Genomic DNA, 11,162 nt, shown 5'->3' with positions numbered 1-11,162 from the left:
CTGGCGCCGCGAAGCAACGCTCCGCTACGGCGAGAACCCGCATCAGCAGGCAGCGTTGTATAGCGATCCGGGCGCGTGGCCGGGCCTGGCGCAGGCTGAGCAGCTGCACGGAAAAGAGATGTCCTACAACAACTTCACCGATGCCGACGCCGCCTGGCGCGCGGCCTTCGACCACGAACAGACCTGCGTGGCGATCATCAAGCACGCCAATCCGTGCGGCATCGCCATCTCCGATGTCTCGGTCGCCGACGCGCATCGCAAGGCCCACGAGTGCGACCCGCTCAGCGCTTTCGGCGGTGTCATCGCCGCCAACACCGAAGTCAGCGTCGAGATGGCCGAATACGTCAGCACCATCTTCACCGAAGTGATCGTGGCGCCCGCCTACGCGCCCGGTGCGCTCGAGCTGCTGACCCGCAAGAAGAACATCCGGGTACTGGTGGCCTCTGAGCCGCAGCCCGGCGGCATCGAGATCAAACCGATCAGCGGCGGCCTGCTGATGCAGCAACGCGACCAGCTCGACGCGCCCGGCGACAATCCCCTCAACTGGACCCTGGCCACCGGTGAACCCGCGGATCCCGCCACATTGACCGACCTCGTCTTCGCCTGGCGCGCCTGCCGCGCGGTGAAGTCCAACGCGATCGTCGTCGTCGCCGACGGCGCCACCGTCGGGGTGGGCATGGGGCAGGTCAACCGCGTCGACGCCGCCCGGCTGGCCGTCGAACGTGGCGGCGAACGCGTCCGGGGCGCGGTCGCGGCCTCCGACGCGTTCTTCCCGTTCCCCGACGGCCTCGAGACGTTGACCGCCGGCGGGGTCAAGGCGATCGTCCATCCCGGCGGGTCGGTACGCGACGACGAAGTCACCGCGGCGGCCACCAATGCCGGCATTACGTTGTATCTCACCGGCGCCCGTCACTTCGCGCACTGAACGCTTACCGCGAGACACCAGCTCACAACGCGTAGCGTGGAGTGGTGACTTCACCAAGCAATCTGCCTCGCACGCTCGGCGAGCTGCGTGCCAGCGGCCACCGGGAACGGGGGGTCAAGCAGGAGATCCGCGAAAACCTGCTGACCGCACTGGCCGAGGGTGACGACGTATGGCCGGGCATCCTGGGCTTCGAGGACACCGTATTACCTCAGTTGGAACGCGCGCTGATCGCCGGCCACGACATCGTCCTGTTGGGGGAACGCGGCCAAGGCAAGACCCGCCTACTGCGTGCACTGACCGGACTGCTCGACGAGTGGACGCCGGTGATCGCCGGATCCGAGCTGGGCGAACACCCCTACCGGCCCATCACACCGGAGTCGATCCGACGCGCTGCCACCCACGGTGACGACCTGCCCGTGGCGTGGAAGCACCGCAGCGAGCGCTACACCGAGAAACTGGCCACCCCGGACACCAGCGTCGCCGACCTGGTCGGTGACATCGACCCGATCAAGGTGGCCGAGGGCCGCAGCCTGGGTGACCCCGAGACCATCGCCTACGGCCTGATCCCGCGTGCGCACCGCGGCATCGTGGCGGTCAACGAGCTGCCCGACCTGGCCGAGCGCATTCAGGTATCGATGCTCAACGTCATGGAGGAGCGCGACATCCAGGTCCGTGGTTACACGCTGCGGCTGCCGCTGGACGTCTTGGTGGTGGCCAGCGCCAACCCCGAGGACTACACCAACCGCGGCCGCATCATCACCCCACTCAAAGACCGGTTCGGCGCCGAAATCCGCACCCACTACCCCCTGGAACTCGAGGCGGAGGTGGGGGTCATCACCCAGGAGGCGCACCTGAGCGCCCAAATGCCCGACTACCTCATGCAGGTGATCGCCCGTTTCGCGCGGTACCTGCGGGAGTCGAGCTCGGTCGACCAGCGCTCCGGGGTGTCGGCACGCTTCGCGATCGCCGCGGCCGAGACCGTCGCGGCAGCCGCCCGGCACCGCGGCGCCATCCTCGGTGAGACCGATCCGGTGGCCCGCGTGGTCGATCTGGGCACCATCATCGACGTCCTGCGCGGCAAGCTGGAATTCGAATCCGGCGAGGAGGGACGCGAACAGGCCGTGCTGCAGCACCTGCTGCGCCGCGCCACCGCCGACACCGCGTCGCGGGTGCTCGGCGGCATCGATGTCGGCTCGCTGGTGGCCGCGGTCGAGAAGGGCGCCGCGGTGACGACGGGGGAGCGGGTATCGGCCAAGGACGTGCTGGCCGCGGTGCCCGGGCTGCCGGTCGTGGACAACATTGCCCGCAAACTCCACGCCGAGTCCGAGGGCGAACGCGCCGCGGCGTTGGAGCTGGCGTTGGAGGCGTTGTACTTGGCCAAACGGGTCGACAAAGTGTCCGGGGAGGGCCAGACCGTCTATGGCTAGACGCCACGACTCACGCTATTCGGCGTATACCGGCGGACCCGACCCGCTGGCCCCGCCGGTGGATCTGCGTGAGGCGCTGGAACAGATCGGAGAGGACGTCATGGCGGGCACCTCGCCTCGCCGGGCGCTCTCCGAATTGCTGCGACAGGGCACCAAGAACATGTCGGGCGCGGACCGGCTGGCCTCGGAGGTGAACCGGCGCCGACGGGAGTTGTTGCGCCGCAACAACTTGGACGGCACCCTGCAGGACATCAAGAAGTTGCTCGACGAGGCGGTGCTGGCCGAGCGCAAAGAACTGGCCCGCGCACTCGACGACGACGCCCGGTTCTCCGAGATGCAGCTGCAGTCGTTGCCGCCGTCACCGGCCAAGGCCGTCCAAGAGCTGTCGGAGTACAACTGGCGCAGCCCCGAGGCCCGGCAGAAGTACGACCAGATCAAGGATCTGCTCGGCCGGGAGATGCTGGACCAGCGTTTCGCCGGCATGAAGCAGGCGCTCGAGGGTGCCACCGACGAAGACCGTCAGCGCGTCACCGACATGCTCGACGACCTGAACGGCTTGCTGGACAAGCACGCTCGCGGTGAGGACACCCAGCAGGATTTCGACGACTTCATGGACAAGCACGGCGAGTTCTTCCCGGAGAACCCCCGCAATGTCGACGAGCTGCTGGATTCGCTGGCCAAGCGCGCCGCGGCCGCGCAGCGGTTCCGCAACAGCTTGAGCCAGGAGCAGCGCGACGAGCTGGATGCGTTGGCGCAGCAAGCTTTCGGGTCGCCTGCGCTGATGCAGGCGTTGAACCAACTGGACGCTCACCTGCAGGCCGCGCGGCCGGGTGAGGATTGGTCGGGGTCGGAAGAATTCTCTGGCGACAATCCGTTCGGCATGGGCGAGGGTGCGCAGGCGTTGGCCGACATCGCCGAGCTCGAGCAGCTGGCCGAGCAACTGTCGCAGAGCTATCCGGGCGCCTCCATGGACGATGTCGACTTGGACGCACTGGCACGCCAACTCGGCGACCAAGCCGCCGTCGATGCGCGTACGCTGGCCGAGCTGGAGCGTGCGCTGTTGAACCAGGGCTTCCTGGATCGCAGCTCCGACGGCCAGTGGCGATTGTCGCCCAAGGCGATGCGCAGGCTCGGCGAGACGGCGTTGCGCGATGTGGCACAACAGCTTTCGGGGCGCCGCGGAGAACGCGATCACCGGCGTGCGGGTGCGGCCGGTGAACTGACCGGCGCGACGCGGCCGTGGCAGTTCGGTGACACCGAGCCGTGGAACATCTCGCGCACGCTGACCAATGCCGTGCTGCGCCAGGCGGGCACCGCGACGCTCGACGGGCGGTTGCGGATCACCGTGGAAGACGTGGAGGTCTCTGAGACCGAGACGCGCACGCAGGCCGCGGTGGCACTGTTGGTGGACACCTCCTTTTCCATGGTGATGGAGAACCGCTGGTTGCCGATGAAGCGGACGGCGCTGGCGCTCAACCATCTGGTGTCCACCCGGTTCCGCTCGGATGCGCTGGAGATCATCGCCTTTGGCCGCTACGCCCGTACGGTGACCGCCGCTGAGCTCACCGGGTTGGAAGGCGTCTACGAACAGGGCACCAACCTGCATCACGCGCTGGCGTTGGCCGGCCGGCACCTCCGCCGCCATCCCAACGCCCAGCCGGTGGTGCTGGTGGTGACCGACGGTGAGCCGACGGCGCACTTGGAGGATGTTCGCGGCGACGGCAAATCCGGTGTGTTCTTCGACTATCCGCCGCATCCGCGCACCATCGCCCACACCGTGCGCGGCTTCGACGAGATGGCCCGATTGGGTGCGCAGATAACGATATTCCGGTTGGGCAACGATCCTGGGCTGGCGCGTTTCATCGACCAGGTGGCGCGACGAGTGGAGGGTCGGGTGGTCGAGCCCGACTTGGATGGGCTCGGCGCGGCCGTGGTAGGCGACTACCTACGCTCGCGACGCCGGTAGCGCCCGGGCCTGTTACGACGGGTTGGCCGCCCAATGCTGTTGCAGCAGTGGGACGAATTCGCCGGCGCGTTCGTCGGGAAACAACAGCCGCCCGCCCGGAATCGTCGCCACGGTGGTGGTGCCCGGAATCAGTTCGGCCAGCCGGTGTGCCCACTTGATGTTGAACAAGATGTCGCCGGTTCCCCAGACGATGAGGGTGGGCACGTGAAACTCGCTCAGTCGCGGTCTGACCGCGGCCAGGTCGTCGGACGATATGGTGGTGATGATCCGCGCCAAAGCCTGTGCGGCCGTGGGTGTTCCCAAGGCGGGTTGGGCATAGGCGTCGATCACTTCCCGAGGGACTTGACGCACGTTTTGGTAGCCGATGCGCAGCACGGACCGGATGTGGGCCCGCCGGGTGGCGATCCGAGGGCCAAGCCATGCCACCAGTCCCAGGCGTGCGGCCAGCGTGACGGGTTTGAACAGAGCGGGCGGGGCATTGCCTTCGGTGTCGCAGTCGGTCAACGTGAAGGTGTACAACCGGTCGGCCAGTTCAGTCGCGGCTATTTGTGCGACCGCACCTCCGGTGTCATTGGCCACCAGGTCAAAGCCGGTCAAGTTCAGGTGATCACACAACTCGACGACGCGACGCGCCAAGCCGGTCAATGAGACGTCAGCGTCCTCGGGCGCCGGCGGGGTGTGTCCATGTCCGGGCAGATCCAGTGCGATACACCGCCGCTCTTGGGACGCGACCCTGGCGATGACGTGGCGCCACAGCAGGGCGTTGGTGAGGAGTCCGTGCACGAGAACCGTCGGCCGGCCCTGCCCGACGTCGAGGTAGCTAACCGGACCCGACGTGGTGGTCGCGAACCGTCGATGGGTTTCCAGCGCGGCGATATCCATGCAGCGCGCCTCCCAGTCATACCGTTAAGATGTCACATACCCAGAGTATGTGGACACGCGGCTGACTCTCCTCCTGGTGTGAGCCCATGTCAAGACGCGAAGCGCAAATCAATTACTCAACAGCAATCGGCACTCGCCGAACACGCAGTCCAGCAACGACTTACGGCCCAATCGGGCCGGTGACGTCGGCTAGTTGTGCATTGCGGCAGGAGCGTATTTTCCGGCCCGCACTATGGCGTGGGACCGCCACAGCTGTCGCTCCATCGAGTCGAACACATGCGTGGTGATGCTTTTGGCGAGTTCGATCTGGCTGTCGGTCAGCGGAGCGGGTGGGCTGATGTCGATGAAGCCCCCAGTGCTGCCGGTAGCGTCCGGCGGGTCGTGCCGACCGGCGAGGTAGTCCAACCGCCCACCGGTTTCGGCTTCCGCGGCGAGCGCGAGTGGTTGGGTCTGGGTGAAGAATTCCTCACCCGTGGACTCCAGCGCTACCAGCATCCACCAGCGCAATACCGGATCGTCATGGCGCAGCGCGATTTTGGCGAATTCGATCATGTTCTCCCGATGCAGATCCATGTCGGGGTCGAAGAACAGCCACTCGAGCGCGTCGCTAGCCGTGTGGCTCAGCATGCGATCCAGTTCGAGCGCCTCCCAGTCGGAGAGGAAAAGCCTGCTGTGCTGGGAGAGTCGCGACGCCCAGGCGTTGACCGCGTGTTCGGCCGCGCTGGCCGGCTCGGCGAACGTCAGCGCGTACTTGGTCAGGTCCCGGTAGCCAAGGATGTCCATCACCCACATGGGAATGAACAGTCGCAGTTTGTCCGCCGGGCCGTGTTGATCGCTGCGTAGCCACTCGTAGAAAGGGTGTGCGCGCAACCTTTCCTTGTGCTGTTCGATGTGACGAAGCATCGCGGTGTCGTTGTCGTCTCGGGAGTCAATGCGCAGCGACGGCGCGGTCCAGTCGTCTCGGGCCACGGCGGGAAGTTGCGGGCGGCGCGGGACGGTGCCGGTGTCGAGATAGGTGTTCGCATAGTGCAGGAAGCCGTCGAAGACGTCGTCGAAGATGCCGAACATGCGCTGGCAGGCCTCCCCGGCGCGTTCCCGACGCTCGGGGTCGAGCGTCACCGTCTCGAAGATGCCTTCGGTGTTGCCGACGTGTCCAGATTCCAGATCCAGGTGGTACGGACCGAAATAGCGATATTCGATACCGGTACGCGACGACAGCTCGGCCGCGACTCGGGCGGTGTTGCTGAGCATCACGTGACCGGTGGCCTCGCCGGCCTCGGAGTGGCCGAACCGGATCAGCGCGTCATTGCCGTCGTCCACGGCCAGCCGGATGAACTCAATGCCGCTGCGGCGGAAGGTCTCTTGGTCGGGCGAGAGAAACAACCACCACAGCACGTCACTGGTGTGCCAGCCCAGCCGACCGTCCAGATCCAGCTTGCGCCAGTCCTCCAGGAAGATTTTGGAGTGCTTCTCATCCTCGAGCGTGCCGAGGTTGATCACCCACTCGTATTCGTCGTGCGGCTCGGCGAAGCGCAGAACCCATCGGTTCATGTCCCGAAACTGCATGATGAACAGCGCGCCGGCGGGTCCGATGCACAGCCGGTCCTCGGCCGGTACCCGGTCGCTGGACAGCCAGTCAAAGAAGGCGTGTTTGCTTGCTGCTTCCTGTCCGGCGTCGCGCAGTTGCATAACGTGTTTCATCGCAAGGTCTTTCTTTGCTGGATTCGACCACCGGTGCCAAGCTGCTAATCGTCAACAGGCCTTTCGAAGTTGCACTAATTATACGCCCGTTAAGTACAATAACGACTTACCTCGCCCGCCACGAACAACAACTCACCAGGTCAGTTCACCGGATTACAGGTATGCCATGGGTATCGGGTGGGAAAAATGTGTGTTGCTGCAACTGCCGTTCGACCGTACGGATGTCGCCTGGGCGAAGCTGAAGACGGGTCAGAGGAGTAAGCGTGGTCGTCTCGGGGATGGAGGAGCTCAGCGAGATGGGCGGTCAAGACGACGTCGGCGGCGTGCTCACGGGAGCGATACCCGAGGCGACGCAAGAAGACGATGCAATCGAATCGATGCTCGCCGGTGGCGCGAGCGGACGGGACGCCGCGTTGCTGCGGGCGGTGTTCAAGCAGGCGGGTGTGGGGGTCGGCATCTCCGATATCACCGGCAAGATCTTGGTGGTCAACGACGCGTTCGCTCATATGTTTGGCTATGAGACCGAGGAGTTCATCAAGACTTTCCAGGTCACCGATCTCACTCACCCAGACGACACGTTGGAAGTCTGGGACCAGTACGCGGCTTTGATGCGGGGCGACGTGGAGATGGTCAGCCTGGAGAAGCCGCACCTGCACCGCGACGGCCACACCATCTGGAACAGCGTCAACGTCTCCCTGATCCGTGATGCCAATGGCGTGCCCATCTACACGCTGGCGGTCTTCGGCGATGTGACCGACCGCCACCAGCTCGAACAGCAGCTGCGGCATCAGGCTCTGCACGATCCGTTGACGGGACTGCCGAATCGCAGCCAGTTCTTCGACCGTCTCACCGCGGCGTTCGAGGATCCTCAGACGAGGGTCGGCATCTGCTACGTCGATCTCGACGGCTTCAAGGACGTCAACGACACACTCGGGCACGACATCGGCGACAAGCTTCTGGTCAAGGTCGCCGAGCGACTGTCGTTGTGCCTGCAGCGACCCGACCAATTCGTGGCCCGCCTGGGGGGTGACGAGTTCGTCTTCTTGATACCGCAACCGCTTAGCACCGACGAGGTGACCGAACTGGCCGACTCGGTGCTCCGCGTCCTCGAATCGCCGTTCGACATCGATGGAAACCCCATCACGGTGTCGGCCAGCGTGGGCGTCATGGAACAGGAAGTCGCGATCATCTCCGAAGTCGATCTGATGAAGGGCGCCGACGTGACGCTCGCGCGCGCTAAGCAGGCCGGCGGCAACCGGTGGGTCATCCACGATCGTCACCACGAGAACACTCCGATGCACAAAGCGCTCGACCGGGGCGAGTTCCGCCTCGTCTACCAGCCGATCGTGCGGCTGTCGGACAACGTCGTCATTGGCGCGGAGGCATTGCTGCGTTGGGAGCACCCGACGTTGGGGACGTTACTTCCGGACCGTTTCATCTATCTCGCCGAGCGAAACGGGATGATCGTGCCCCTCACCACGTTCGTGGTCGAGCAGGCCTGCCGCCACCTGAAGGGCTGGCGGGAAGCGCAGGCCGCAGACTCCCAACTGTTCGTCAGCGTCAACGTCGCGGTCCGCAACATCTGTGATCCGGGCTTCTTCCCGATGGTCAAAAACGCCCTCGGCACCGCCGAGTTGCCCCCGCATGTGTTGCAACTGGAACTCACCGAGAACGCGGTCCTCGGCAAGGACGAGACGTCGGTGCGCAGGTTGCAGCAACTGTCGGCCATGGGCGTGTCCATCGCCATCGACGATTTCGGCACCGGATTCTCCAGCCTGGCCTACCTACGCGACTTGCCCGTCGACGTGGTCAAACTCGCCGGTGAGTTCATCAAGAATGTCGGGGGCAACATCCAAGGTCGACTGGCCGACGAACAGATCACCCGAGCGATGATCGACCTGGCTCACACCCTTGGCCTCACGGTCACCGCCGAGCAAGTCGAGACCCCGAGCCAAGCTGCCCGACTGCGGGCGCTGGGCTGCGACGCCGCGCAAGGTTGGCACTTCGCGAAACCAATGGCTGCCGAGCTCTTCACTCCATAACACCAAGAGGCGGCCTCAGAGCGCGTCAACACTTCTGCCGCCCGGCGGTTCGTACAAGTACGGGTAGTGCACGCCCGGGTCGTTGGCCGGCCGCAGCTGCGCTGGGGGCGGCGCGCTGCGCCAGGCGGCCGGCAGGTGGCAGCCCGTGTCGTAGTTGTAGTCGATCAGGTGCCCGTGGTTGACCAGGTTGATCAACGCGCCGTCGTAGCGGAGTTGAGAGTCGTTGCCGGCGCCCGAATCGGCGCGCTGGAAGCCCGCCGCGGCGAATGTCGGCGCCAACTCGGCCACGACCGCGGCCCATTGCTGGGCGGAAGGTCCCGGCTCGCCGAAGAAGTGGTCGCTTCGTTCTTGTCTGCCGATGTTGCGGGTGAACGGATCCGGGCAGCCGTTGCTCTGCTGCGAAGTTCTCGTGCTCGAAAACCGCACCTGCGGAGCATATTTCGCGATGGCCGCCCGGATCGCTACGTCGAGATCGACGAGCTGGTGTTGCACCGCCTCGAGATCTGGCCGACCGTTGATGATCTTCTGCATCCGGTCGAGTTCGGCGCGGCCGGGATTGGCATAGGGATTCAGCGACGTGCCGCAGCCGGCGAGCATGGCGGCAGCGACGCAGAGCACGAGCGAACGCTGCACCGCTATCGCCTCGGCGCCGTGATGAGGTCGTCGGGTAGGCCCGCCAACACCGCGGCCAGGTTGTAACCACTCATCCGCAGCTGCCCGTTGCTGCCCATGCGGGCATACTCCGAGTGGCCGTAAGCCCGCTGGTGCAGTTGTCCGTCTCCGTGGCTCCCGCCGGCCACGACCCCGGTGGCGGTCGACAGCTCGGTCATCCCGGGAACGTCCTGCGGGGCGGCGCCGAACGCGCCGAAGTACGGGATGAGCTCGGCCACATCGTCGTTCACACCGACCATGTAGTAAGCATGCCCAGGCTCGACACCCAACTGCGCGGCGTTGGCCAGCTCGGTGCCGGGCGAACCGTAGAGAACCACGTCACTCACCGGCGCGCCGCGCTGCAGCGCCAGGCTGGTGAGCAGTGAGCCGTACGAGTGTCCGAACGCGGCGATGTGTTGGTCGGAGACATTGGTCGCGGCGGCCAGCCCGCGGTAGAAGTTGGCCAACGGGGTAGCGGCGTCACGCGCCGACCAGTCGTGCGTCACGTCCCGGACGCTGTCGGGCGCGTCGTACCCCAACCAGGCGATGGCGGCGACCGCGTCGAAGTTCTTCGTTCCCGCGTAGCGGCGCAGATCACTGGCCTTGTCTCGCTGCGTCTGCGCTTCGCCGACCATGCCGCCGACGCTGGAGCTGACCCGCGTGCTGAGCCCACCCACGGTGACTCCGACGCGTTCGGCGTTGTCGACGTCGCCGATCGCTATCGCTGCCAACACCTTTCGTGGGTCCTGGCCGGTGTCCAGCAGGATGAGGCTGGAATCAGGGTGCGCGGTGAGCGCGTCCTGCAGCGCCCGCAAGTCGGCGAGCTTGTCGGTGTGGGTGTGCCAGGTGCCGCGGCCGTCGTACCAGCCCTGCTGCAACCGAGTCAGCTCACTGTGCAGCGCCGCGATGTTGAGCTCGCTGCGGATGGCGGTCGGGACGCCATCGAGGTTGCGTAGCGCCTCACCGAAGTACTCCTCGGCTCGGTCCTGCTGAGCGGGCGTCAACGCGTGCCACCAGCTGCTGACCCGCTGCGGGTCGCTGCCCAGGGGCGGCGGCGTCGGCAACTGCGGCGGGCAGTGCGCGAGTTGGGTTTCGACCCCGTCGGCGGACAGATCACCGTCGGCTCCACGCAGGGCCGCCGCCAGATCCTCGTCGGCCAACTCGGCGGCAACCAGCAGTGCCTTGATGTCGTCGGTCAGCCGCACGGCGGCGTCGAGCATGCGCTGCTGTTCGCCGGGTGAAAACGTTGCGAAGTCAGACGGCGGCAACGCCACACCGGTCGCGTCGTTGATCACCAGACGGTGGTCGCCGGCGCTGCTGCGGATGGCCCGCAGCCGCGTTTTGATGGCGGCGACTTCGTCGGCCGCTCGCTCGGCGGCCCGCCCCACGGCATGGCACGCATCGGCGTGGGTGTCGAGCACCACGGTGGTGTGTTGGGCCGCCGCGCGTGCCGCGTCGGCGGTGTCCCCGCCGAAATCGAGCAGTCGCATCGTTTCGGTGAGCGCGCCCGAGGCGGTGCGGGTGCCGTGGGCGCGCTCGATAGCAGCGTCGAACACCGTCCGGATTGC

8 protein-coding genes and 1 pseudogene are annotated in these 11,162 nt (G+C 66.0%); 5 read left to right on the top strand and 4 right to left on the bottom strand.

The window, feature by feature from the left end; all coding sequences use genetic code 11:
- From purH to A9W95_RS19385, 3 genes are all read left to right on the top strand, one after another.
- On the top strand, nt 1–925 hold a 925-nt coding region (gene purH / locus A9W95_RS19395), incomplete at its 5' end, for a bifunctional phosphoribosylaminoimidazolecarboxamide formyltransferase/IMP cyclohydrolase (RefSeq protein ID WP_082983200.1).
- Between the two features lie 41 nt (nt 926–966).
- A complete protein-coding gene (locus A9W95_RS19390) occupies nt 967–2,352 on the top strand; it encodes an ATP-binding protein (protein ID WP_067416400.1) in 1,386 nt (461 codons plus the stop codon).
- Complete coding sequence (locus A9W95_RS19385) at nt 2,345–4,318, top strand: VWA domain-containing protein (protein WP_067416397.1); 1,974 nt, start codon at nt 2,345–2,347, stop codon at nt 4,316–4,318. The genes A9W95_RS19390 and A9W95_RS19385 overlap by 8 nt, the downstream gene beginning before the upstream one ends.
- Nucleotides 4,319–4,330: 12 nt before the next feature.
- On the opposite strand, the gene A9W95_RS19380 is transcribed toward A9W95_RS19385, so the two are convergent.
- The gene (locus tag A9W95_RS19380; RefSeq protein ID WP_067416394.1) at nt 4,331–5,200 is read right to left on the bottom strand and encodes an alpha/beta fold hydrolase; all 870 of its coding nucleotides are present in this window, start codon (nt 5,198–5,200) and stop codon (nt 4,331–4,333) included.
- Between the two features lie 189 nt (nt 5,201–5,389).
- Nucleotides 5,390–6,901 carry a hypothetical protein gene (locus A9W95_RS19375; RefSeq protein WP_156746292.1) on the bottom strand — a complete coding sequence of 504 codons (1,512 nt, stop codon included), beginning with the start codon at nt 6,899–6,901 and terminating at the stop codon, nt 5,390–5,392.
- 278 nt (nt 6,902–7,179) lie between these two features.
- On the opposite strand from A9W95_RS19375, the pseudogene A9W95_RS28450 reads away from it, so the two are divergent.
- Nucleotides 7,180–7,671: pseudogene (locus A9W95_RS28450) on the top strand (PAS domain-containing protein); the annotation flags it as partial.
- Nucleotides 7,651–8,943, top strand: coding sequence for a putative bifunctional diguanylate cyclase/phosphodiesterase (locus tag A9W95_RS19370; protein ID WP_371328097.1), 1,293 nt, complete (start codon nt 7,651–7,653; stop codon nt 8,941–8,943). The pseudogene A9W95_RS28450 and the gene A9W95_RS19370, both read left to right, overlap by 21 nt.
- A gap of 15 nt (nt 8,944–8,958) precedes the next feature.
- On the opposite strand, the gene A9W95_RS19365 is transcribed toward A9W95_RS19370, so the two are convergent.
- Together A9W95_RS19365 and A9W95_RS26475 are read right to left on the bottom strand one after the other, a co-directional pair.
- Nucleotides 8,959–9,540, bottom strand: a complete 582-nt coding sequence (locus A9W95_RS19365; RefSeq protein WP_067416402.1) for an LppA family lipoprotein — start codon at nt 9,538–9,540, stop codon at nt 8,959–8,961.
- Nucleotides 9,541–9,578: 38 nt separating this feature from the next.
- The coding region (locus A9W95_RS26475; RefSeq protein WP_216638183.1) for an alpha/beta hydrolase at nt 9,579–11,162 on the bottom strand (1,584 nt) is incomplete at its 5' end.

It is taken from the genome of Mycobacterium sp. 1423905.2, assembly GCF_001673155.1.
GTDB lineage: Bacteria > Actinomycetota > Actinomycetes > Mycobacteriales > Mycobacteriaceae > Mycobacterium.
Note: the sequence above shows the minus strand (reverse complement) of the source record. Positions and strands in the feature narration are given on the sequence as shown.

What these genes read in the sequence shown, in the direction of transcription:
- A9W95_RS19385 (WP_067416397.1), top strand. Translation starts at nt 2,345, where the DNA reads ATGGCTAGACGCCACGACTCACGCTATTCGGCGTATACCGGCGGACCC.
- A9W95_RS19380 (WP_067416394.1), bottom strand. Translation starts at nt 5,200, where the DNA reads ATGGATATCGCCGCGCTGGAAACCCATCGACGGTTCGCGACCACCACG.
- A9W95_RS19375 (WP_156746292.1), bottom strand. Translation starts at nt 6,901, where the DNA reads ATGAAACACGTTATGCAACTGCGCGACGCCGGACAGGAAGCAGCAAGC.
- A9W95_RS19365 (WP_067416402.1), bottom strand. Translation starts at nt 9,540, where the DNA reads ATGCTCGCCGGCTGCGGCACGTCGCTGAATCCCTATGCCAATCCCGGC.